Source organism: Alsobacter sp. P4_H11 (genome assembly GCF_056400925.1).
In genome coordinates, this window is the sequence record NZ_JBFUKI010000003.1 from 43,936 (window position 1) to 67,653 (window position 23,718).

Consider the following 23,718-nt stretch of genomic DNA (forward strand, 5'->3'; position numbering starts at 1 on the left):
CATCGAGGGCAATGTGGTCATGTCGCCCAGGGGCGGTGTCCTGACGGCGCGCTTGGTTGACGCGCGAAGCGGCCAGATCCTCTGGATCGAACATCAGGCGATCGACGGCGGCGCGGAGCTTGCCCCCAAGACGCAGATGAACCTGGCGCAGAAATTTTCCGACACGATGTCGCGGGCTTCTCTGGCGTCATCCGGCGCTGGGCGCTGAGCCCTGACAGCAGGCTCCGGCGACGGGGGGACCGGCACCGAAACTGAACCCGCTCAACCGCAGTGCGGCGAAGGTTGCCTGAATCAAAGAAACCAGACTGTGGACCAGCCGCGAGGCCGTTAGCGGTTTGGACTACACTGGCACTGAGGCCATCGTGCCCGGGAGCATCGTGTGCTCAAAGGTGGTCACGAAAATGAATGGCTTACCCTTAGCGCGTAGAGCTTCCGCCGCCGGGTAAGACCGCCCATCGTTCGGGTTCAGATTCATAATCGCCGCGTCGAACTCCCCCTTGTCGATCAGAGCCAGTGCATCGGCCACGAGCGGGACGGGGCCAACAACGATGGCGCCGGCGTCTTCCAGCTCGCATTCCAATTGATTGGCGATAAGAGCCTCGTTTTCATCGACGAGAATACGAACTTTAGCGAGCGGAAGCGGTTTCAGAGCAACCATATCGGCCAAGGGCCAATCTCGACCGAACGTTCCGTTTGGTTCGGGTGCGGTCTCACGGATAGGGGACAGCGTGAGAGACAGCTTCATTGTACGGCGGATTACAGTTGTTGGTCTGATGCTCACGATCACTGCCAATCTTGCAACCTGCGCCCATGATCTTCGCGCAATTTTGCAAACGCCGAGCTTAGACTCGAGCTTTCGCCATTCTGACGGACCTTAGATCCGATAAGGAGTGAGCCCGCTGTGGGCTTACCGGGCGGGCTCACGACTTTGCAGGCTATGTCGGTGGTCGCTTGCTGCGCTGGAAGGATCGCTACACCCGGTTGTTGGTTGCCTACACTGGTGCGACGAATGCCCCAGCCGACATGGGCGCAGACAGTCAGGCGAGCACATGACGCCGAACGGATTGGACTATTCAGGCTCGCGGCCGAGCTGGTGGCCGAGTTCGGACACCTGGGGACTGAAACGCTAAGCAAGGAGGTGGCGCGCTTCCTTGCAGGCCACCCTGAGATCGACGCCGACGTGTTCATGGACATTGCGATTGATCTCTACTTGGATCGACGCCGCCCGCCTAGGCTCCACTAAATAGGCGGAAGGTGTGGCCGGGCATCGATATGCAGGTCACTCGCCGTTCAGATGCATCTTGATCTACGCTAGAGACGTCCGCCCCCTGGCTCGGGACCGGCCATGGAACGAAATCGCGAGGCCAATACGTGCGGGACAGTTCGTTGGATCGGTTCGTCAAGTCTGCCGGTAGCTTTGTCCGCAAGACCCTGCAGCTGTGGCCGGGCCGGCTGCGTGCACAACATTCGTATTGCCGACAAGCATGGGAGTAGCCGTACTAGGGCTGCCGCCGCTAGCGATCGGTCAAGCGACAGCCCGTCATTGGCCGACCCCGGCCCCGCACCGACTGTCCCGCACAGGACCGGGCGACTTTGAGGAGGGTACCGAGGCGCACGTCAATCGACCCGGTGCTTGGCAGAGTGCGAGTTGCTCATCAAGCGCAGAGCGCCCGCCAAGAGGAAGATTGAGAGTGGTATGACCAGGTTCTGCCACGACCCGTGGTTCTCACTTTCTGCGATGTCCGTTACAGAATCCACGGCAAGGTAGACGAGGATAACTTCGATCAAAGAGCGCTTGAGTTCGCTGCGAGGGTGCTGAGCTGGGCTCTATCCCGGCCGGCCCGTGGAGCGTCGAACACAGCGACGGTAGTTTCGCGTGTACTCACAGGGCAGTTCCGACCGAAAAAGAGCCGGTATTGAAGCCGAGCGGGTCCTAGTGTGGCGGCCAATGCCACTGGCGCGTGACAAACGACCGCCTCCGCCCCGGCGTTGTCCCGCCCATGCTGGCCACGCTCTCGAACGTGGTCCCGATCGCTTCCCCGCATTGCCGCCGGCCTCGACGGATGTAGCCGCGCACGGTGCGGGTGTCCTTGCGGCGACCGGGCCCCTACAACTCCACAGAAGACAGCGCCGGGCTGACAAGCACCGCAAAGACCGCCCACATTCGCGGAAACGTGCAAGGCACAAGGAACGCGATGCAACCGCGTAGAAAGCCGCACTCGCCTGACGATCGGTTCAATTATACAGTGTCCCGGCACAACGACAGACACGGTCCGAAAACTCATCCGCGTGGGATCGCAGGGCTTCATATGAAAAAGCTGATATCCTTGTCGGTCCTTGGGTTTCTAATATTCGCCATTGTGCGGAGCCCAGTATCCTTCGCTGACCTGACCCAGTCATCCCGTCCCGTCTATATTCTCGGCGTGGTCGCGTTCTGCCTCCTGAACTATGGAGTCTCATTCAAGCGTTTCGTAACGTCGTTCAAGATCTTAAAATTCAGAATACCTGCATGGGCGCTCTACCCAGCGTTCTTCGCTGGTCAGATCGGTGCCTTGTCGATCGGGGGCCCATTCGCGCAAGGATTCGCCCGGCAGGCGATGTTGTCCCGCACGGGCATCTCGCCCTCGGTCGCGGCCTTTCTCGGACTAGCCGAGCGCGCAATCGCATTGCTTTCACTTTTGGCGCTCGCGACCACCGCAGCTCTTTTCTATTTTCCTGAGGCTGCCAGCCAATTCGATGTACAGGTGCAGGGGATCTCGGCTTTCCTTTATGCCGTTGCCTTGGCCCTTGTAGTGGTGGGATTCGTCGCAGTAGCGCCCGTCCGCGTTAAAACGAGTTGGCGACGGACTTTCAAAACGGTGAGTCTCGCCGGGACTCTCCAGTCCATCCTCCTTTCCTTTGCCTCCCATCTAGCGATGCTCGGTGCTTTCAGTTGTGCACTTCTGACATGGGGAGGGCAGATCGGGATGGCAGAGATTGCTGCGCTATGCATTGTGATGTTCATATCCGCGCTGCCGATCAGCTTCTCGGGCTGGGGTGTGCGCGAGGCGGCGGCGGCCTTCATGCTCGCGCAACTCGGCAAACCCGAAGCCGTGGGCGTCGCTGTGGGGGTAACAGTCGGCCTGTGTTCGCTGCTGCCGCTTCTTGCTTCATCCGCCTACGAGTTTGTTCGCAATACTGCGCGCCCGCCGCCGCTTCTGCAGCGAAAGCGGGTCGCGATGGCGCATCTCGACCGCAGCATCGTGCTGGGCATGGCTGGGGTGATTGCCTGCCTAATCTTCTTTCAGGTCCGGATTGCAGCTGGCTCCCATTTGACAAACGTGAATGGCGCGGATCTGCTCGCCACTGTTGCGCTAATTATCGCCGGGACTGAGCTCTATGTCCGTCGGGCGGATGTGGATGCTGACCAATGGAAGACATGGCTCGGACCTCTGGCGCTTTTGACTAGCCTGATTGCAATTGCAGCGCTCAGTTCAGTCTGGAACGGCGGCGGGACCTGGGGGCTCGTCAATCGTGGTCTAGGCTGGTTGCTTATCTTATCTTACGCGATGATTGGCCTCACGGTGCGGCTCGTCGGCCGCTCACAGGACGTCGCGGCCGTGCTGCTGAGCATCGTCTTCGCCAATGCGCTCGTTGCTTTGATCCAGATTGCCGCCAACCTTTATTCGATCGCTGGACGCGACGACCTTGGGACTTGGTTTGTTGGTTGGCATGCTCTAACCCTCGACGCCAACGCTTATTGCCTGCAGTGTTGCCTTTCGCTGATCGCCTGGCATGTTGTTCGTGATCAGGGTTCCGCGCTGCCAAGGGGCGCAATCGCGAGGGGACTGTTCGCCTTCGTTCCACTAATCCTCAGTTCTGGGGTCCTGCTCACGCGATCCCGCGTCGGCGTCGTCCTTCTACTCGTGGTGTCAGCGGCCTCTCTCCTGTTGCCCCGCGTGAGGCGGCGGAGTCTCGCCAGTCTATTGGCGGCGGCCGTTTTTGCGCCGGGAGCAACCGCCGCGTTGGAATTCTCACTTCGAGCGTCCAATCGGTATAGCGGCGGGGCGGTCAGACTCGCCGACAAGGCTTCGGATGGAGAGCGGTGGCAGACGATACAGGATGGCCTTGATCTGTGGTTCCAGCACCCAATCTTCGGATCAGGTCTGGGAGGCTACGTTCAGGCCCGCCTCTCAAGCGGACAGCCGCCCCAGGTCATCCACAACATCTATGTCTGGCTTCTAGCCGAGGCTGGCATCGTCGGATTCGGCTTGGCCACAGTGGCTTTCACGGCCTTCGCTGTAGGGGTTTTTCGCGCCTATAAACAGCAGGGGCTCACAAGCTCCGTCTACGGAGCCGCAGTAACACTGTTCGTGTTCCTGACTGGCGGCCTTGTTCACGACTTCTTCTACCAGCGAACGGTATGGCTGATGTTGGGCCTCTTCGCCGCAAACCTCATCCTTCCCCGGCCTCCTATGACCGCTGCCTGATGAACGTGCTAGCAGTCGCCTGCCCGCCTGCGTCCCCCTGCAAAAGCAGGCGACATGTCGGGCGCGGTCGGCGCTGCCGCTGTGCGATCGCCTGCTCGCGGTTCGCCATTAGATAGCTGCGACCATGAGGCGGCGGCACCGCCCCCGAAACCCGCTTCCTTCAATTCGGATGGATTGCCGCACCGGCAACAATCGCCTAAGGCAGACCGGATGACGGATCCATGGCGTAAGCTGCTGTGCCGCATGGCCTTGGTAACTGTGGTGACGAGCGTTGCCGCGGCGGCTTTTATAGCTGCCGTAGATCCCTATGATGCAGGCCGGATACCCGGTCTCGGGCTGGGCTACACGCGGGCGCAGGCACCACGCACTGCGCACGCAAGCCGGGCTCGGGATCCCGCATTTGACGCCGTAATCATTGGAAATTCGCACGTCCAACTCATCAACCCCCTCCGCCTCGGTCAGGCGACGGGAGCACACTTCGTCTCGCTGGCGGTACCGGGCTCCGGTGTTCCGGAGCACCAGGCATTGCTGAATTATTTCCTGCGCCGGCGTCCCCAGCCCCCAAAGGCGGTTGTAATAGGCGTCGACGAGTACACGTGTCGGGCTGGCACCATCACGCGGGAACAGTTGCAGGGCGGCCCCTTCCCGTTCTGGCTCTATGCTTCCGACTTCTGGACCTTCGCCAAGGGCTCGTTCCGGGCGCACGTGTTCGAGGACGCCGTCGCGTTTGCGCTCGGCGTTGGAGGTGCAAATGTGCTAGCTGGCCGCGACGGATACTGGAACTACGAGTTGGGGAGGACGTGGCGCGAGCCGGAGGCGGCGGTGGCGGCCAGGACGATGTCGCTGGCGGACAGACCGGGACCGTTCCGAGGTGTTGGAGTTCTGCGGGAAATGCTTGAAGAGATCCCACCGCTCACGCCGGTTATACTACTGCTTACGCCAGTCTATGCCCCGTGGCGGCCGAGACCAGAGAGCCCGGCCGCTTTGGCAGAGTTAGCTTGCAAGGTTGCCGTAGCCGAGATCGCGGGGCGCACGAATGCACGATTGCTCGATTTCCGAAGCGACACCCCGCTAACCCGAGATCCAAAATCGTTCTGGGACGGCTCGCATATTACGGAGACGGCGGCGCTGCGCATCGAAGCGGCGATCACGGAGGCAATTCAGGCCTCGAAGAACTGACAGATGTCACTGATGTGGGCTCTAGCAAACTTAGTGCATCCACACGTTGGGTAAGTCGTATGAGGCGTAACCGCTCAGGCAAGACCAGGACGTGGAGATGCCCCGAACGAGCCTGTTCGAAATCAGAGCGTATGGTCGCCGGAGAGAGTTCGCTCTTTCCCAGCGTGTCGTCAAGTTCCTGCTCGGATCGAGTTGTGCCCTTGTAATGGCCGCTTGGCTCGCTTTCCTCTGCTGGAGATTATGGCGTTTGTTGCCCCTAACCCTTACCACTGGTTCGTTGTCGAGAGCATCACGAACAGCGATCGTGACCGCTGCGTGGACCTGAGCGGTTCCCGCTGCACAGTCACCCTTTCTGCAGCTTGTGTGGTGCTGCCCAGAGGCACTCCACGCCACCGCCAGGTTGAAAGCAGACCAAATTGTATTTGATCCCGACACCCCGCAGTTCGCCCGTGGCACCGGCGAGTATCGGGATATCATCGCGATTTGCGCCAGACGATCGGATGCCTAGCCGTGTGAGTTCCTGGACCGCGGCTTAGTTCTTGGTCAAGCTGTAAAGACTGCACATACGCCGTACTGTAGCCGCCGCTGCGCTACCGCCGCCAGCCTAGCGGTGGCGGCCGTCCGGCTTGCCTCTGGTCCTTAATTGTTGTCTGATTTGAACTCATCGGAGAGGGCGAACGTTGCGCAGCCGATATGAGATCCTCAAGGAAGCTCAGGAAGCAAATTTGTCGCCGGTTGAGATGCTCGATCTCTTTTCCGAACAGGTTCGTCGTTTCGGAGGTGAGTGAGCTACTCCCCAATCCTTGGACAGATTTCCGGCTGGCTTAAGCTACTCTGCGGGTCTGCTGATCGGTTTCGATGGCGTTGAAGTAGACCATGGCGGGCGGCTGCCCGCCATGGGCGGCGTGAGGCCGCTGGTGGTTGTAAAAGGCGATCCACCGCCCGACACCAGCCTTGGCCTGCGAGCCGGTTTCCCAGGCGTGGAGGTAGACGCACTCGTACTTCAGGGACCGCCACAGGCAAGATCGTGGAGAACCGCGAGGCGACCGGTGTGCAGGTGATCACGCGCGAGACCACCGAGGGGGTAACCGAGTTTTCCTGCCGGCTCGCGCGGCGTCGCAAAAAGGAGCGCGGCACGCCCGGCCGGGTTACGCTCGTTGACAAGGCCAACGTGCTTCGCTCCTTCGCCTTCATGCGCAAGGTCTTCTACGAGGCCGCCGCCCGCAAGACTCATCGCCTACGTAAAACTGATCACGATCAGTAGCCAAAGGTCCTCTGGGGTACACACTTGGCGACCTGCACGCCCAGCCGCGAAAATTATGACGAGAGACCCATGTGGTATTGGTTTTGCCCCGCTAGCGGACGCACTTAGGCTGCTGGCGTGGTTCTTAGCCAACCACGGCGGTTCCGCCTGACTACCAAGACGGATGATCGTGCGAAAGGGATCGTCAAGATCACCGAAATGGCGGCGCCCCGTCTTTGAGACCCGGCTGGGGTCCAATTGACTGCAAAACGTGTCTTCAATGCTCGTGCGCAAGCCCAGGACGGGAGCAGGCACATGGATCTTCGCAAATGCAGCGCCGAGGCGATCGGCACTTTCTGGCTTACTTTTGCGGGTTGTGGCAGCGCGGTGATATCCGCCGGTTTCCCCAGCGGCGGCATCGGGCTACTCGGCGTCTCCCTCGCATTCGGCCTTACTGTTCTGACCATGGCCTATGCTGTCGGGCACGTTTCGGGCTGTCACCTGAACCCGGCCGTGACAATCGGGTTGGCGGCGGGGGGACGGTTTCCCGTCAAGGACATCCCGCCCTACATCGTCTCGCAGGTCGTAGGCGCGGTTACCGGCGCCGCGGTGCTTTACATCATCGCAAGCGGCGGCTCCGGTTTCGATTTGAAAAACGGATTTGCTTCGAATGGCTATGGCGAGCACTCGCCTGGCCATTACAGCATGGCGGCTGCCCTGTTAGCGGAGTTCGTCCTGACGATGATGTTCCTTTTCATCATCATGGGTTCAACCCACGGAAGGGCTCCCGTCGGTTTCGGCCCGATTGCGATTGGGCTCGGGCTGACCTTGGTCCACCTCGTCGCAATCCCAGTGACAAACGCCTCGGTTAATCCTGCGCGCAGCACCGGTCCGGCCGTGCTGGTCGGCGGTTGGGCCCTCGCGCAACTCTGGTTGTTCTGGGTGGCGCCGATCGCGGGCGCAATCGTCGGAGGAGTGTTCTACCGCTGGCTGAGTGAAGAACCGTCAACGCCTGTCACTGGCGAGCTCGCGAGCCCCGTCTTTCTGCCCGACAGGAGGGAAGCTCTCAGCACCCCCGGATTACATCTTAAAAATGAAACTGGACCCGCTCATGGTGGCGAGGGCCAGTTGCATCGAAAACGGCTTCCCAGAGCCTTGCTGGGCATGCGGTCGAGATGACGTAGGTCCAACGGAGGTGTGGCATGGCGCTCAACGACATTGTCGAGAGTGCCGGCTGACGCGATCGTTCCGTAGCCGCTACGCAGCGCTGACCTTCCAAATCGAACATGGCTCCGCTCGGAGAGCAGGGCGCGTCTCAAAACAATGTTTGGGTGCTCTCCGGCTTCTTGCCTTCAGATTGGCCCTGATCTTACAACGAACTCTGAGCGAGGCCGCACTTGCGGCGCTCGCGCAGGGCGTTAACTCTGGGGCACATGGCAGATCCTTGGCGAAGGGTTCTAGGCACTTGGGCCTTGACGAGCGCAGTCACCCTCCTTGTGGTGGCGATATTCGTGTTGGCGATCGATCCCTATGACGCCGCCCCGATAAAAGACCTTGGCTTGGGAATGACGAGGGCGCAGGCGCCGCGCACTGCGCATGCGAGCCGGCGCGGGATCCGGCATTCGACGCCGCCATCATCGGCAATTCGCACGTCCAGCTCCTCAGCCCGGCCCGCCTTGATCGCGCAACGGGCGCGCGTTTTGTGTCGCTCGCAATCCCGGGATCCGGGATCCCTGAACACAAGGCTTTGTTGAGCTATTTCCTGCGCCACCATCCTGGCTCGGTGCGCGCCGTTCTGATCGGCGTAGACGATTATACCTGCCGAGCTGGCCCCATCACCCGAAAGCAGCTGCAGGGTGGGCCGTTTCCGTTCTGGCTTTATGCGGCCCAGCTGCCGACTTACATGATGGGAGCCTTCCGGCTTGACGTGCTCGAGGCGGCTGTTTCCCTACTATTGGGGCGCGGCGGCTCTATCGTGAGGTCCTCCCCGAAATCCGGACAGTGACGGAAGCTACGATGTGACGTCTGCTGATCTCCAGGGACAAGGAGATCATGGCATGCGCAAACGCAGGAACCATGACGCGGGCTTCAAGGCTCGCGTGGCGCTAGAAGCCGTAAAGGGTGAGCGCACCGTGTCGGAGTTGGCCGCCGCATATGGGGTGCATCCGACGATGATCCACCAATGGAAGAAGGCGCTCCTCGATGGAGCGGCGGACATCTTCGAGCGGGGCGGCAGGAAGCCGGCCGAGGTCGACGAGGACACGGTCCGGGATCTCCATGCCAAGATCGGGGAGCTGGCGGTCGCCAACGATTTTTTGTCACGAAAGCTCAAGCCGTGGACCGGGAAGTGAGGCTCACGATGATCGAGCGCAACCACCCCTCGTTGTCGGTCGGGATGCAGTGCCGGCTGCTGTCGCTCCCCCGGTCCTCGTTCTACTACGAGCCGCAGGGCGAAACAGAGATGAACCTCGCCCTGATGCTGCTGATCGACAAGCAGTTCCTGGACACGCCCTTCTACGGCGTTCAGCAGATGACCTGGCACCTGAAGAACGAAGGGCATCCGGTGAACGTCAAGCGCATCCGGCGGCTGATGCGCCTCATGCGGTTGATGCCGATCTTCCAGAAGCCCGACACGAGCAGGCCCGCGAAGGGGCACAAGACCTACCCCTATCTGCTTGGCGGCCTGAGGGTGGATCGGCCCAACCAGGTCTGGTGCGCCGACATCACCTATCTGCCGATGCGGCGTGGCTTTCTGTATCTCGTCGCGATCATGACTGGTTCACCCGCAAGGTGCTGGCGTGGCGCGTCTCGAACACGCTGGATGCGGACTTCTGTGTCGATGCGCTGAATGAGGCACTGCACAGGTTCGGCTCACCCGAGATCATGAATAGCGACCAGGGATCGCAGTTCACGTCCTTCGCCTGGACCGATCGGCTGAAGCGGGCCGGCGCCCGGATCTCGATGGACGGCAAGAGCCGCTGCCTCGACAACATCTTCATCGAACGCCTGTGGCGGTCCCTGAAGTACGAGTGCGTCTACCTCCACGCCTGGGAAACCGGCTCGCAGGCCAAGGCTGGTGTCGGGCGGTGGACCGCCTTTTACAACCACCAGCGGCCTCACGCCGCCCATGGCGGGCAGCCGCCCGCCATGGTCTACTTCAACGCCATCGAAACCGATCAGCAGACCCGCAGAGTAGCTTAAGCCAGCCGGAAATCTGAGCATCTCCCGCAAGACGTCCAAACCCAGGAATGGTCCGGGCGCCTCCGCCAGAGACATCGTTCTTTTCGACGTCTCCGCTTCCGGACCGCTCCACGTCCGACCCAGTTCATATCAGAACTAGCTGAAGCCGTCCGGCGCGCAAGTCCTTTCGAACCGCCGCTCGCCAGCAACCCCCGTATCGCCACCTGGGGTTCAACCCAGCGCCCGGCCTGTCGGATCGCGCTCCGTAGCTTACTGTAAAATACCGCCCTGCCTGCGCAAGAAGTGGTTTGATCGTTCCATGGCTTGATTGAGCGAACAAAACTTTTGCGAGGCCAAAGGCGAAATCTTCAACCTTGCTTTGCAATGACTGAAGCCCTTGGCCCATGTTCGCGGACGGCGGCGCAGACCGTCAAGTTGCTGGATCGGGGCCAGCGGTTCGTCTGTTGGACAAAGGAGCCGCGGCCTACCCCTCGAGGATCGGCGACGCGAACCGTTTCAAAGTCCACCAGTCCCGTTTTCCAGCAACGCCCGAAAAAAGGACAATCACCATGCTGAAAACCTTGCTTATCGCAGCCGCTATGCTGGGTTCGAGCTGCGTCGCACAGGCCCAAACCGGGTCTCCGGCTGCGCCCGACCAACTGAGCAGCGCTGATCTGAGCGCCATTCTGGATGCGCGCGTCTCGGCAACCAAGTTCGCCCTCCAGTTGACCCCGGAACAGTCGAAGATGTGGCCGGCCATTGAAGAAGCCATTCGGGCCAGGGCTGCGATCCGTCACCAGCGGATCGCACGCTTGCAATCGGGTCAGTTCGGCGACGGCCCTCTGGTGGACCTGATGCGGACGCGGGCAGACAATCTAATTCAGCGCGGTGAAAGCCTGAAAAAATTGGCCTCCGCCTGGACTCCACTCGCCGCGACCTTGTCCGATGAGCAAAAACATCGGCTCGCGGTGCTTACGTTGTTTGTTCTGCGCGAAGCGCGCGAACTTCTGCCGCGTGATCGTGCTTCGGTCGAGATCTGGGAAGAAAGCGACGAGTAGTGGTCGCCATCCACGGGAGAGCACCCATGCCTAGCCAAGGAGAGACGCCGCCGATCTAGGCCGCGCTCTTGCGTCGACTTCTCCGCAAAGCGCGCTGTTTCGCGTCGGTCCCGCAGCTACGCAGCGATCCGATGCGCACTGGCACAAGGAGGTCACCATGAAGAAAGCGGCGTCACTTGCGCTAGCCGCCATGCTCGCCTTCGGCGTTATGGCGCCCGCCACGGCATCCGCCCAATGGCGCGGACACTGGGCTGGCGGGAACGGCGGTTGGCGGGTCGGCCATGGCGGTTGGGGACACTGGCACGGCGGCGGCGGGCACTGGCAGGGTGGCTGGGGATGGGGCGGCGGCCTCGTGGCCGGGCTGGCGGGCCTTGCAATAGGCTCCGCCGTGGCCGCCCCGGCCTATGGCTATGGTTACGGCTACCCCTATTACGCCTATGATCCGTACTACCAAGATGCGGGTTATGCGGATCCCTACTACGGCGTCAGCTATGCGCCCGCGTACACGCGGCGCGTGGTGGTCGTGCATCGCGACTACTGGCCGCGCCGGGCTTATTATGGTCGCGCCTACTACCCGCACGGCTACTATCGGCGCGCGTATTACGGGCGAGCACATTGGGGGCCTCACCGTTTTGGTCGCGTCGGCTACGTTCGGCGCGCAGCCTGGCACGGGCGGCGGTACTGAGGGAGCCAGATCGGAAAAAGCCCCCGCAGCACGATCGAGCTGCGGGGCGCTGCTGGTTTGCTGGGTGTTGCGATGACCCGACATTTGGCTCGTCGGTCCGTGGCAGGCAGTCCGCGGCCAAAAGTTGAGCTGCAGAGTGCTTAGGCCCGCACAGGTCTGAAGGCCGGAACCGCCGGCGCTGGCGCCGACTGCGACGCCGACAATATCCGTCGAGCCCGCTTTACGGCGTCGCAGCTCACACAAAAACGCGCCCTAGCGCCAGCATGAACGAATATACCGGCGAATTTCGTTCATCGCCAAGAAATCGCCAATCGGTGCGACGGCCGGCCAAGTGGCCTGGAACCAGTATGCGCGTTCGACAGCGCCGGCGGGTCTAGATAAAAGTATCTAGATCGATTTCGTCGCGGAAATGATGCATTGCACAATCATTTGGTTGCGCTGTCAAACAACGATTACTTACTGTGTTGCTATTGCGCACTTGGCGCCGCGGAGCGAAGCGGCCATACTCGACGTTCTGGGAATAGGGGGAGTTTATGATGCGCAAGTTGATGATCACGACGGCCGCGCTGTTGGCGGCTGGAAGCGCGTATGCGGCGGATCTGCCAAGCAGGGCTGCTCCTATCGTCTACGCTCCTGTTTTCACGTGGGCGGGCTTTTACATCGGTTTGAACGCCGGATATGGCTTCAGCGACAGCCATACCACCGCCTTTGTTGACGTGGGCATTGCTCCGGGGGCGGCCTACACGTTCAGCCAGGGTGACAATGGCGGCTTTATCGGCGGCGCTCAGATCGGCTACAATTGGCAGTTCGGCCAAATCGTCGCCGGCGTTGAAGCCGACATTCAATACGCGGACCTTGGCCATCACCGTGACTTCGCTCCCTACTACTTTGGCGGCGGGGGAAGCAGCGGTAACTACTTCGGCACGGTTCGTGGCCGCCTGGGTTACGCTTTTGACCGCGCTCTCGTGTATCTCACGGGTGGTCTGGCGTATGGCGACTTCGGCGGAAGCGACTTCTTTGGCGGCAGCGACACCAAGGCCGGTTGGACACTCGGCGGCGGCTTCGAATACGCGTTCACACCGAACTGGACTGCAAGAATCGAGGGCCTGTACGTTGCCGTCAATCGAGGCAATCGGTACGGCACGGTCACTGGGTTAACCGGCGGAGGGGCGACAACGACCTACGCCGTTACGTCCGGCAAGAACAACGACGTCGGCATTGTCCGCGTCGGCGTCAACTACAAGTTCTGAACGCCGTTCATCGCGGCCCAGGTCGCCGGCCAGCGCCGGCGGCCGCTTGCGCGACTGACGCACACGGCGCGGGTCTCCCGGGGAACGCCGCCTTTTCCGCTGTTTGCCGTAAGCGGGCGAGCCGCCCCCCCCCTCCCCCCGTGAAGGCCGGAATGAAAAATTAGATTCATAGCAGCAGGCGGCCCAAACGCGTGCGACGTGGGGTGCGTGACCGCACCACGCCCGCGAACGGCCGGAACGCCCGCCAGCGCGAAATCCGCGTCCGGCAGCCGCCCGATACGGTAACTTACTGGAGTTCGTGGCCCAGTCGCTTCCAATGCCACGCATTCGGGCGGCCCAGGCTTGCAGGCATGGAAGCTGGTTTGCCTGCGGGAGGCATTTCGCATGCAGGGTCGGATCTATCGCCCGGTTCTACTCGCTTTTGCGCTGGGTGGTTGCATGAGCACGGACGCGGACAGGGTTTGGACGCCCACGCCGCCGCCTGATGCGCGAGCCAAGATCACAAGCGATCAACTTGTCGGCTCATGGGGGTTGGGCGCCTACCATCAGGATCGGGATCGTCCGCGCACGACTGCGCAGGCCAAAGCCCTGTGCGGGAATCCGTACGTGATAAAACAAGATTCCACAGGTGCTTTATTGATGCATGTGGCGGACAGCCCCGAGCTGTTCGAACTTTCCATTCGTCTGGGACCAGACGGTAAGACCTACCTGGGCCCCAAGGACAAGGCGGCCGGTAGTCAGTGGGACCGTGAAATCCTGTCCAACGAGCGCGGCGTCGTCACTGCGAGTTGGGTCGATCCAGAAGTAGCGTCCCGCTATGGCGTGTCGGTGTTCGTCCGCTGCTCAGGACGCTCAGCGTGATCAAGGGCTTTCTCATGCAGTTCCCGTCTATGATAACGCCTTGCGCCGCGCTGTTCGCTTTGTGGTTTCCTCTGACGCAGGCTGAAGCCGCAAGCCCCCGTCCGACGCAGCCGGACACGGAATGGGACATCGAAGATCAGCCCGGTTATGTGCCGCCCCAAGAAGCCGAGACGCTCTCCGGACCCTGGGAAAAGCAGCTGGTCTACTTTCGGAGCACCGAAAGTCCAGGCACGATCATTGTCCAGACCGGCGAAAAATTCCTGTACTTGGTCCAAGGAAACAACAGGGCGATCCGCTACGGCATTGGCGTCGGTCGCGACGGCTTCCAGTGGAAGGGCCTCGTCACCGTCGTTCGCAAGCAGGAGTGGCCAGACTGGCGCCCGCCTCCAGAGATGATCAAGCGTCAGCCCTATCTGCCGCGGTTCATGGCCGGCGGACCGGGTAACCCCATGGGCGCCCGTGCGCTTTATCTTGGAGGCACGGTGTACCGCATCCACGGCACGAACCAGCCCGACACAATTGGCACAAACGTATCGTCGGGCTGTTTCCGGCTGATAAACCCAGACGTGATCGACCTCTATGACCGGGTCCCGATTGGAACAAAGATCATTGTCCGACAGGCGTCCAGCATGTGACAAAGGCGCAAGGCGGCTCATCGACCGAACCGCGTAATGAAAGCTTCGGAGGGACGGCGTCGTGATCCCACAATTTGCTATCAGAGCAGCCGGCGCCGCGATTGTGGCGATACTTGCCGTTCCGGCAAGCAGCCAGACATTAAAGACCGTCCGCGAGCGCGGCGTCCTGGTGTGCGGGGTGAGCCAAGGCGTGCTTGGCTTTTCCAGTGCAGGTGAGAATGGGGCGGTGATCGGCTTTGACGCTGACCTCTGCCGAGGTATTGCAGCCGCGACCTTAGGCGACGCGTCGAAGGTCAGGTACGAACTGCTTCCCGCCACGACGCGCTTTGCCAGCCTGACCGATGGCCAAATCGATGTGCTCGTCCGCAATTCCACGTGGACGATGGGAAGAGAAGTCGGACTTGGCGTGCTCTTCCCGGCGGTCACCTACTATGATGGACAAGGCTTCTTGGTCCCAAAGTCACGCAACGTCACGTCGGCCTTGGAGTTGGACGGCGTCAAAGTTTGCGTCCAGGCGGGAACGACGACGGAAAGCAACCTCACCGACTTTTTCACCGCCAACGGCATGGAGGTAGAAAAAGTTACAGTCGCGGATGCCGACCAGGCTTTGCAGAAGTACACAGCCGGACTTTGCGACGTGCTGACAAGCGACGTCTCTCAACTATACGGCGAGCGGTTGAAACTGCCAAAGCCAGCTCAGCACGCAGTTCTGCCGGACATCATCTCCAAGGAGCCGCTGGGGCCAGCCGTTCGCGCCGACGACGTTCAATGGTTCAACGTCGTGAGATGGGTCACTTACGCCCTGATCAATGCTGAGGAGCTGGGCGTAAACTCACGCAACATGCAAGATGCGTTGAACTCGCAACGTCCCGACGTGCGACGTTTGCTCGGCAAAGATGGCGACTTCGGAATAAAACTCGGGCTTGATCAAGGCTGGGCAGCCAATATTGTTCGCTCGGTTGGCAATTACGGAGAGGTCTATGAACGGAACGTGGGCTCCCAATCGCGGCTTGGAATTCCGCGAGGGCTCAATCAACTTTGGCAACTTGGTGGAATACTCTACGCGCCACCTGTACGCTGAATCCCTTGCGGCCGGCCAATTGCCGGCGTGAGCCGAGGTAATCCGTCGCGCATGGGCGCCACGTTCAGGCGCGACACGGCGTCTTGCACGCGAGGGCACATGTCGCCGCTTGAAGCAACCTGCTAGTCTCGCAAGGCTTCTGGACACACGGCAACCTTTGATACGGTTCCAACAGCATCGAAACATCGTAGCCAGTCACCAACAACAAAGGAATCTGTCTCGCTCGGCAAAGATCGATCGCAGGGTAGCTGTGCTGCCCATGAAGGTTGATATCCAAGAGAGCGAGATCAAAAGCCGGCTCAGACGCATCAAGCATCGTCATTGCGGATGCAAGGTTCGGAGCAATGTCCACTGAACGAACGCCAGCGGCCATCAACGTCACCTCAAGCTCGAGCGCAACCAACGCTAAGTCTTCGACAACAAGTACGCGCGTCCCCACCAGGGTTTTCATCACCGCAATCCCATGCCGACCATCTTAAGCACTGGATATCGGAATGTGAGATTTGGGTCCCGTCCGAGTAGGCCAAAGACTGGTCCTTTTGGGCCAGCCGCACGGGTGGACGAGTGGTCGATGCCGCGAACCGAGAAGAACGTCACCTCATTGCCGGCATCAATCTCCCTTCGCCTTCCTCCAACCGCGACAGGAGGACTGGCCAGGTTGGCCCTCGCCCATGCAGAACGAGCAGGGTTCGACATCGTCGGATTGATCGAGAACCTGGGACCACGCTAGGGACCAAATGGAGGATCCGGCGTGTCGGATGTCAGTGAAACAGCAGATCGCGGTCCTTAATGCGGTCGCAAATCTTTCCAAAGATGAAGCTCTTGGCGCCCATTTGGCCGAAGAGGTCGATCTCCGGGAGATCGGAATACTGTACTACGTCGTGGCTTCGTCCACATCCGTCCTCAGCGCTTGCAAGGACTTATCCGCTATAGCAAGGTCGCCAACGAAAGTATCGTCTTGGAACTGCTCAGAAGCTCCAGGCTCGTTGTGCGCTTCACTTACCACGGCGTGATACGGAGAAGCGATCGCCACCAAATCGAGTTTTGGGCTGCGACCCTCATAAGATTGCTTCGTCATGTTACAGGAGTCCATATCAGACCGGTCATCCTTCGCTTCATGCACGCGAGCGGCTCGGCTTCGGCCTTCCCTGTTCATGGGCTTCGTTGCAACGCATGTTGGAATTGCGCCCAAGATGAAGTCGAAATGCCAATTTCGTGCGGGTCATTCCCGATCAGGAACGCAGATCTTTATCTGAATCGCATCATCAGCGAGCAGTGCAGGGAGATCTTGGTGAGCCGGGGTGCTCAAGTCGGCTCCATTTCCAACGCCGTCCAAAATGCAGCGGCGCCCTTGCTGAGGACTGGAAGAGCGACCTTGCCTGAAGTCGCCCGCAAAATGAACATGGCTCCCAGAACTCTGGCGCGGCGGCTCGCCGCGGAGAATATCAGCTATCAGAAAGCCATGGATGATTTGCGTCGCGATCTCGCGGAGGCGTACTTGCGTGAGGGCAATATCTCCATCTCGTATGTCGCGTGGTTGCTCGGATTTCAGGAGGTCTCATCATTCGGCAAAGCGTTCAAAAGGTGGACCGGCATGCGACCAAGCCAAGTTCGTGGCGGTCAACAATCAATCACCCAAGATGTAAGCGCGTAGAGAACTTGGCGATACCACCCTCCAAACGGTAGGGCTCAGCCCGCATTCTGGAAGATGGCGCCAGGTCTAGCAGTTGGTTGCCGGAACACCACGCCAATGCTTGAGAGCGGCCAATGTTCGTGGTGCATGAGGCAGCTGCGCGCTCACCGGCGGCCAGGCCGGCCCTGATTGCTGGACCTAATCGACATTCCATCGGGGATCTGGCATTCCGCATGAGTTCATGTAAGCTACGGCTTGAAATACAGTATGTCACTTTTCCTTTCAGACACGTCACGGGAACTTGGTCTTGCCATCTATTTCGGGCTTTACTCACCGATGGCGGTCATAACTGAAGCGATGGCAAGCTGTCGGGTGAGGTAGTCGTATTCCGCCACCGTGATGATCCAAGAGTTCGCAGCATAGATTTCAGGATCATTGCTTCGATTACAGATCTACAAGCATTGCGGTGGATAGCTAGGCAGCGCTCGCGGCCAGATCGACTGGGGGACATCGTGAGACTTGCACGGGTGTTGCTGGTGTGCTCGGGCATCCTCTTCGCGATTGGCGTAAGCGCTCAACAGCCTGCTCCGGGCCCGCCACCAGGCTTCACGCAAGATCAATATGACAAATTCGTCGACGCAATCAGCCGCGCAGTCGTCGATAGGATACGAGAACAGGAGAAGTCTGGCCGAAAATCGCCAGGCGCCCCAGCTCCGCCGCCTGTGACCGATGATGTCGACGAGAGCGCCGCGTGGGCGGCCGCTTTTGGCGAGTTCCTCGATCGCATAGGTGTGGTGGCGCGTTCGTTTCCCGCCCTTTGGAACACCTTACAGAAGACTCCATCGGCGCTGGACCAATCGGGCCAGGGTGGCAGGGGGCCAGGCGCCTATTTCGCGCTGCTTACGGCCGTGATCGCCTTGATGCTGCTCGTCGAGCAGGCTGCCGCGGCGGTGCTGACTCCGATCAAGCGGCGGCTCACATCCTCGGATCGCCCCGATAGCATAGGGCCGCTGTCTCATCTGGTGGGGCTCGCCTTTCTGGACATGCTCGGTCTCCTGGCGATCTGGCTCGTCGTCAACCTCGTGTCAGGCCTGTGGTTCAGCGGCTTCGACAACCAGCCGCGGCTGGGAAATGCGCTGCTCAATACGGTCTTCACTTGGCGACTGTACATGTTTGGCGTGCGGATCGTGCTTCGTCCCGATGCTCCAAGCGCACGTCTCGCCCACATGCCCAGCGTCGACGCTGTTTCAGTTTACCGTCGGGTTTCGTTGTTGGTGATCTTGATTTTGTGTGGGCGGATGGTCTTGCGCGTCGCGGCGGTTCTGCACGCTCCTCCCGAAGCTTTGGCTGCCGGGAGGATAGCCGCTCACCTCGTCCTGTTCGCCATCTTCGTCTGGGCCTGTTTCGCGTCCCGCGACGCGCTCGCGGGTTGGTTCACGACGCTGCTCGGAAGGGGCGGCGGGGAAAATAAATTGGGCAAATACTGGTTGGCCGTGGCCGTGCCTTTGTTCGGCGCCTTGGTCGCCGCCCAGGTGGTTGCTGCGGGAACAGGCAGCGCCGCGGTTCCGGATGCGACGCTTTTCACGCTGAATGCCGTGATGGCGTCAATCTTCCTACGCACGTTGCTCCGGGCCGCACAGGACAGGCTCGCCGACCATATGGGATTGAGCAGCCGTGCGGCGTCGCTGTTCGGCCTCGTTGCCCGCTGCGCCAGCGCCGGTTTTCTCATCATACTGGGGCTGCTCATTGCAAGGGCCTGGATCGTTGACGTCTTCGGAACGGTCGACGCGGCAAACTGGCAGGCGTTGGCCCGCTCATCCACCGTGACAGGCGTTATTCTGTTCCTCGCATACGTGACTTTGGAGCTGGTGCGATTTTTCACCCGCTTGCCAGAGGCTGGACGGTCTGCTGGCATGTTGTCCGACGAGGATCAGCACGGCGCCCCGGCTTCCCGGCTCGTCACGCTCATGCCGGTGCTAAGAACCACACTGGTGGTGTTCGTCGTTGTCATAGCCACTTTGGTCTTGCTTTCCGAACATGGGGTCAACACCGCCCCGCTCATCGCCGGCGCGTCAATTTTTGGTCTAGCTTTGTCATTCGGCAGCCAGACGCTGGTACGCGACGTCGTGTCGGGAATTTTCTATTTGGCGGACGACGCGTTCAGGGTTGGAGAGTACATCGACTGCGGCAAGGCCAAGGGCACCGTCGAGGGTTTCACGCTGCGCTCGATCCGGCTGCGCCACCAGAATGGCCAGGTCCATACGATCCCGTTCGGGCAGTTGGGGCAGATCACCAATTTCAGCCGCGACTGGACCACTGTGAAATTCAATCTGCGGTTCACAAGGGAGACCGAAGTCGAAAAGCTGCGCAAAGCCGTCAAAAAGCTTGGACAAGAGATGCTCGACGATCCCCAACTCAAGGACGAATTCCTCGCGCCCTTGAAGATGCAGGGCATCGTCGACGTCGCCGAAAACGCGCTTGTTGTACGCTTCAAATTCACCGTGAGGCCGGGCAAGCCTTCATACATTCAGCGCGAAGCGGTGAAGCGCTTGATACGCGTGTGCCGAGAAGCCGGCGTCGAGTTCGCCAGTTCGCTCGTGTCCGTCCAGACGCATGGGGCGGCCCTCGACCAGATCACCGCCGGCGCCGCCGTCCAGAGCGCCTTGCAGCGGCCTTCCGGACCGGAGGCTCGCGCCGTTGACATCGACGCCCGCTAAATTTTACCGCCAGCAACCGGCGCCCCGGGGACATTCCTGAAGGCGACCGCAGTCGCTCAGCCGGGTCGGACCGTGGCGTTTGTTGCGGTGTAAGGCGCGAACGAGACCGGAATCGTGTCTCAGGCCGTAAATTACTGTAAAGAACTTCGCCAGCAAGCGACACTGCGGCTCAATGCTCATTCCTATCGGAGTGAGACATGCACACCCACACGCAGGCTCAACCGTTAACGCTGACAGACCTTTTCATGTCGCGTCCTTGCGAAAAGATCGCTCGGGAGCAAGGCGTTTTTTGGGAGGATGACGCAGCCGAGTTCGTGCTCCAGATTGTTGGAGGCGTGGGCCGCTCGATCAGAGTCTTCCCTGAAGGGGATAGGGAAGTATTGGCCTTCGTGTTTCCGGGCGATGTTGTCAGCTTAAGCTTCTCGGACTGCTATCCTTTTACCTTCGAAGCCGTAACCGCGGTTCGATTTAGACGCATCCCGCGCACCCTGCTGATCTGGTGGGCCGAACAGGAGCCGACGATCGCCGGCGCGCTGATAGACATGCTGCGCGAGGAAGTGCGGCAGGTCCGCAGTCATGCTCACCTGCTTTCAAAAGCCAGTGCGGATTTCCGCATCGCGAATTTCCTGCTGTCAGTCGCCCATAGGACGCCTGGCGCACTGCTCGGCCTTGCTGAATTTGCTGTCGTCATGTCGCGGATCGACATCGCCGATCACCTCGGGCTGACCATGGAGACAGTATGTCGAACGATCACGAAGTTCAGAAAGGAAGGACTGATCGTGACCCGCGGCCCGCATCAAGTTCGTTTGCGGGATACTCGCGCGGTCAGGAGGCTGGCGCGCCAGGAGACCAAGGATTGGATCCAGGTCGCGCCCCAACTCTACCCCGAGGTTCCGAGCACATCTGAGGCGCAGGTTCGCCGTATAGGGCGGCGCTAGGTCGCCCTGAATCGGTTCAATTGATTGAGGACACAATGATAGCGCGATGGCTCGGACTTCCATTGGCATTGTCCATTCTGTCGTGGCCCTTAGACGGGCTGGCAGGCGATATCCGTCCCTCCTACGTCAAACCAAAGAATGTCCAGCACCAGGCTCTCTACGATAAGTTGCGGGCCGAGCGCCCCTTGGAGCGGATCGCGTCCAGGGTGCGCGTGCGCCTGCCGCGGCCTCTGACCATTCAGGCGAAGGGCTGCGACGGCGAAATCAACGCCTGGTACGATCCGGATACGTCGACGATCACCATCTGCTACGAGTATGTCGCCTATATCCAGGAGCTCAGCCAAACGATATCGCCGGCCGGCGTACGAGAGGGGCTGACCCCAGAAAATTATCCGGCGGGACCGTTCCTGGAAGTCACGTTGCACGAACTCGCACATGCGGTGTTTGACATGCAGAAGGTCCCGATACTGGGACGCGAGGAAGACGCTGCGGACCAGCTCGCCGCCTTTGCTTTGCTGCGCCTCGAGGGCGACGTTGCAAGGCGCGCCATCGCGAGTATCAGCGTCATGTATGCGAAAGAAGCCAACGAGGCTGCGCCGAAGCTTAAGGACTTCGCGGACGAGCACGGACTGCCTGCGCAGCGGCTCTACAATCTCTTATGTCTCGCCTATGGCTTTGACCGGAAACGCTATGGCGACCTGGTCGAGAAGGGCTATCTGCCAGCGCAACGAGCCGAGGCGTGTCCGGACGAGTACAAGCAAGTTGCCTACGCCTACAAACGGCTGATCGCCAAGCGCCCTTCGAAGTCCTCCCGATGACGCGCGGCCACATGCAGAACCAGCAACTCGTGCGCCGGCCGCTGCTGTTCAAAACCGTCCACCCGGCTCCCTCGCCACAGCTGTAACAAACGAGTGCAACGGAGCTAAAAGTTCCGGAGCTGGCATGGGCTGATTGGCGTCGGACCCGCTCCCCCCGGGCCGTAACGAGGCCGGGGGACGGCGCGAGTTCCAGCTTTGTCGCGTCCCTTGGGGTGACGCAACGCCCACGGTTTCAGCGACTCGCCAGACACTCCGAACCAGACGACCTGGTCCGTCGACGCCGCGGCGGGTCGCCGCTCGACCGTGCGACGAGCTACCGGGCCATCGTGGCGGATCGCGCCGCCTCATAGGCGTCCCGGTACCCTCGCGCAATGGCCCGCACGCCGCGACCGATATCCTCATAGGCCTCGTCGGGCAGGTTGGCCAAGGACACCCGGACCGACCAGTTGGGAGCCGAGAACCCTCCCCCGTTCAGAAGCACGATGCCGTGCGCCTCCGCCAAGCGGAATGCGAGGTCGAGTGGATGGACATTGGCCTTGAGATATTCGACGGCCTTGTCGCCGATATTTTTCCGCGCCCAAAATTCGAAATCGACCAGGCCGTAATAGGCATCGTAATTCGCGTTCGGGGCGAGTTGCAGATCAAGACCTCCTAGAAGCGCATTCATCCGCTTGTTCACGATGTCCATGCAGGCCTTCTGATAGGTCTTCTCTCCATCCATCAGCTCGGCCAAAGAGAACAGGCTCATCATGACCTGCTGGGGCAGCGATAGTCCTGCTGTATGATTGAGGGCGACGTCGCGACTATCCGCAACGATGCGATCGATGAACTTGAGCTTGCGCGGCTCGAGCACCAAGGGGCTGTACCGCTTGTCGAGAGCGCTCAGCTCGGCGTCCGGAAGCTCGGCAAGCATTCGATCGTAGATGTTGTCCTCGTGGACCGCGATGACCCCGAGCCGCCACCCCGTGCAACCAAAATACTTCGAGTAGGAATACACACCGATCGTATTCTGGGGAAGTTCTCCTAGCAAAGAGCGGAAGTCCTCGACAAAGGTTCCGTACACGTCGTCCGTCAGCACCATCAAGTCAGGGCGCTTGGTCCGCACCAATTTGGCGATCTTCGCGATCGTTTCCTTGTCCATCCCCATGCCGGTGGGATTCCCAGGATTGACAACGAAAAACGCCTTGATGTTCTTGTCCTCGAGTTTGGCGATCTCTTCGTCGGTGTACTGGAAACGGTTCTCCTGAGGCGCCGCGATTTGAACCACCTTCAGGTCGTAGTCCTCTAGGTGCGTCATCTCGATGTAGGGCGTGAAGATCGGAGTTCCGAGCGCGATGGTATCGCCCGGGAGCAGGAGGCGATTGGCTTTCAACGACTTGAAGATGTAGCACATTGCGGCGGTTCCGCCTTCGACCGCGTAGAGGTCGAACTTGCCCGCTGGCTGCGGCTTCCCGCACATCGCCCATTGAAGGTATTCATGGACGATCCGCTCGTTGTGAACGAGCATACGATCGGGAACAGGATAGTTGTCTCCGATGATCGAGTCCACGAGCTCGTGCACAAAGGCGTCACGGTCGAAGCCGAAGGTCTTGACCGCGAACGCGACCATCTCCGAAAGGAACTCTGCTCCGGGCATGCTCGCATGTTCGGCGAGCCACCCCTCGAAGCGGTTCGCGATCCCAACCGGCTGTGGCATTCCGCCGATGCCGGCGGGATGCGTCATGACGCGCGTGCTCTCCGTAAGGGCGAACTGGCCGAGCAGGAAAAAGCCTTCGCGCGGCTTGGTGGCCACCCAGTTCGGATTACCGCGGCCCGCGTTCAGGAATGCGGACTGTGTGGTCCGCGAAGTCTTCTTCGCGAGTTCAATGAGCTCATCCTTGATTTCGAATGGGCTAAGCGCTTCGAATTTTTTCAACGTGAGAAGGTCAGCCATGACTTACTCCTAATGCTGATGAATCAGGTTTTGAGCAT

At 60.5% G+C, this 23,718-nt stretch carries 19 protein-coding genes and 3 pseudogenes; 18 read left to right on the forward strand and 4 right to left on the reverse strand.

Annotated elements, in window-relative coordinates:
• The first annotated feature begins 13 nt into the window (after positions 1–13).
• A complete protein-coding gene (locus AC1DSZ_RS05985; protein WP_476837476.1) occupies positions 14–208 on the forward strand; it encodes a hypothetical protein in 195 nt (64 codons plus the stop codon).
• 132 nt (positions 209–340) lie between these two features.
• On the opposite strand, the gene AC1DSZ_RS05990 is transcribed toward AC1DSZ_RS05985, so the two are convergent.
• Complete coding sequence (locus AC1DSZ_RS05990; RefSeq protein ID WP_476837477.1) at positions 341–667, reverse strand: response regulator; 327 nt, start codon at positions 665–667, stop codon at positions 341–343.
• A gap of 1,642 nt (positions 668–2,309) precedes the next feature.
• On the opposite strand from AC1DSZ_RS05990, the gene AC1DSZ_RS05995 reads away from it, so the two are divergent.
• Both AC1DSZ_RS05995 and AC1DSZ_RS06000 read left to right on the forward strand, forming a co-directional pair.
• Positions 2,310–4,469 (forward strand): lysylphosphatidylglycerol synthase domain-containing protein, encoded by a 2,160-nt coding sequence (locus AC1DSZ_RS05995; protein WP_476837478.1) that lies wholly within the window; start codon positions 2,310–2,312, stop codon positions 4,467–4,469.
• A gap of 525 nt (positions 4,470–4,994) precedes the next feature.
• Complete coding sequence (locus AC1DSZ_RS06000) at positions 4,995–5,648, forward strand: hypothetical protein (RefSeq protein ID WP_476837479.1); 654 nt, start codon at positions 4,995–4,997, stop codon at positions 5,646–5,648.
• Between the two features lie 824 nt (positions 5,649–6,472).
• Here AC1DSZ_RS06000 and AC1DSZ_RS06005 read toward each other — a convergent pair.
• Positions 6,473–6,667, reverse strand: a pseudogene (locus AC1DSZ_RS06005) (integrase core domain-containing protein); the annotation flags it as partial.
• An 8-nt stretch (positions 6,668–6,675) separates the two neighbouring features.
• Here AC1DSZ_RS06005 and AC1DSZ_RS06010 point away from each other — a divergent pair.
• The 10 genes and pseudogenes from AC1DSZ_RS06010 (at position 6,676) to AC1DSZ_RS06055 (ending at position 15,641) form a co-directional block, all read left to right on the forward strand.
• The gene (locus tag AC1DSZ_RS06010; protein ID WP_476837480.1) at positions 6,676–6,912 is read left to right on the forward strand and encodes a hypothetical protein; all 237 of its coding nucleotides are present in this window, start codon (positions 6,676–6,678) and stop codon (positions 6,910–6,912) included.
• Between the two features lie 294 nt (positions 6,913–7,206).
• Positions 7,207–7,914: pseudogene (gene aqpZ, locus AC1DSZ_RS06015) on the forward strand (aquaporin Z); the annotation flags it as partial.
• Positions 7,915–8,641: 727 nt separating this feature from the next.
• Entirely contained in the window at positions 8,642–8,896 is a 255-nt protein-coding gene (locus AC1DSZ_RS06020) for a hypothetical protein (protein ID WP_476837481.1), read from the forward strand.
• A gap of 52 nt (positions 8,897–8,948) precedes the next feature.
• A pseudogene (locus tag AC1DSZ_RS06025) lies at positions 8,949–10,092 on the forward strand (IS3 family transposase).
• 548 nt (positions 10,093–10,640) lie between these two features.
• Positions 10,641–11,129 carry a Spy/CpxP family protein refolding chaperone gene (locus AC1DSZ_RS06030; protein WP_476837482.1) on the forward strand — a complete coding sequence of 163 codons (489 nt, stop codon included), beginning with the start codon at positions 10,641–10,643 and terminating at the stop codon, positions 11,127–11,129.
• Positions 11,130–11,286: 157 nt separating this feature from the next.
• Complete coding sequence (locus AC1DSZ_RS06035; protein ID WP_476837483.1) at positions 11,287–11,814, forward strand: hypothetical protein; 528 nt, start codon at positions 11,287–11,289, stop codon at positions 11,812–11,814.
• A 536-nt stretch (positions 11,815–12,350) separates the two neighbouring features.
• Positions 12,351–13,064, forward strand: a complete 714-nt coding sequence (locus tag AC1DSZ_RS06040; RefSeq protein WP_476837484.1) for an outer membrane protein — start codon at positions 12,351–12,353, stop codon at positions 13,062–13,064.
• Between the two features lie 384 nt (positions 13,065–13,448).
• Positions 13,449–13,925: a hypothetical protein gene (locus AC1DSZ_RS06045; RefSeq protein ID WP_476837485.1), complete on the forward strand. Its 477-nt coding sequence runs from the start codon at positions 13,449–13,451 to the stop codon at positions 13,923–13,925.
• Between the two features lie 29 nt (positions 13,926–13,954).
• Positions 13,955–14,560: a L,D-transpeptidase gene (locus AC1DSZ_RS06050; RefSeq protein WP_476837797.1), complete on the forward strand. Its 606-nt coding sequence runs from the start codon at positions 13,955–13,957 to the stop codon at positions 14,558–14,560.
• A 64-nt stretch (positions 14,561–14,624) separates the two neighbouring features.
• Positions 14,625–15,641 carry an amino acid ABC transporter substrate-binding protein gene (locus tag AC1DSZ_RS06055; protein WP_476837798.1) on the forward strand — a complete coding sequence of 339 codons (1,017 nt, stop codon included), beginning with the start codon at positions 14,625–14,627 and terminating at the stop codon, positions 15,639–15,641.
• A 64-nt stretch (positions 15,642–15,705) separates the two neighbouring features.
• Here the strand turns inward: AC1DSZ_RS06055 and AC1DSZ_RS06060 are convergent, their stop codons facing one another.
• Positions 15,706–16,092 (reverse strand): response regulator, encoded by a 387-nt coding sequence (locus AC1DSZ_RS06060; RefSeq protein WP_476837486.1) that lies wholly within the window; start codon positions 16,090–16,092, stop codon positions 15,706–15,708.
• A 286-nt stretch (positions 16,093–16,378) separates the two neighbouring features.
• Between AC1DSZ_RS06060 and AC1DSZ_RS06065 the strand changes: the two genes are divergently transcribed.
• The 5 genes from AC1DSZ_RS06065 to AC1DSZ_RS06085 all read left to right on the forward strand — a co-directional run bounded on the left by AC1DSZ_RS06065 (position 16,379) and on the right by AC1DSZ_RS06085 (position 21,747).
• The gene (locus AC1DSZ_RS06065; RefSeq protein WP_476837487.1) at positions 16,379–16,654 is read left to right on the forward strand and encodes an AraC family transcriptional regulator ligand-binding domain-containing protein; all 276 of its coding nucleotides are present in this window, start codon (positions 16,379–16,381) and stop codon (positions 16,652–16,654) included.
• 362 nt (positions 16,655–17,016) lie between these two features.
• Positions 17,017–17,295 carry a helix-turn-helix domain-containing protein gene (locus AC1DSZ_RS06070; protein ID WP_476837488.1) on the forward strand — a complete coding sequence of 93 codons (279 nt, stop codon included), beginning with the start codon at positions 17,017–17,019 and terminating at the stop codon, positions 17,293–17,295.
• Positions 17,296–17,996: 701 nt separating this feature from the next.
• Entirely contained in the window at positions 17,997–19,991 is a 1,995-nt protein-coding gene (locus AC1DSZ_RS06075; protein WP_476837489.1) for a mechanosensitive ion channel family protein, read from the forward strand.
• Positions 19,992–20,188: 197 nt separating this feature from the next.
• Positions 20,189–20,929: a helix-turn-helix domain-containing protein gene (locus AC1DSZ_RS06080; RefSeq protein ID WP_476837490.1), complete on the forward strand. Its 741-nt coding sequence runs from the start codon at positions 20,189–20,191 to the stop codon at positions 20,927–20,929.
• A gap of 68 nt (positions 20,930–20,997) precedes the next feature.
• Positions 20,998–21,747 (forward strand): DUF4344 domain-containing metallopeptidase, encoded by a 750-nt coding sequence (locus tag AC1DSZ_RS06085; protein WP_476837491.1) that lies wholly within the window; start codon positions 20,998–21,000, stop codon positions 21,745–21,747.
• Between the two features lie 313 nt (positions 21,748–22,060).
• Here the strand turns inward: AC1DSZ_RS06085 and aspD are convergent, their stop codons facing one another.
• A complete protein-coding gene (aspD, locus tag AC1DSZ_RS06090; RefSeq protein WP_476837492.1) occupies positions 22,061–23,680 on the reverse strand; it encodes an aspartate 4-decarboxylase in 1,620 nt (539 codons plus the stop codon).
• Between the last annotated feature and the right edge of the window lie 38 nt (positions 23,681–23,718).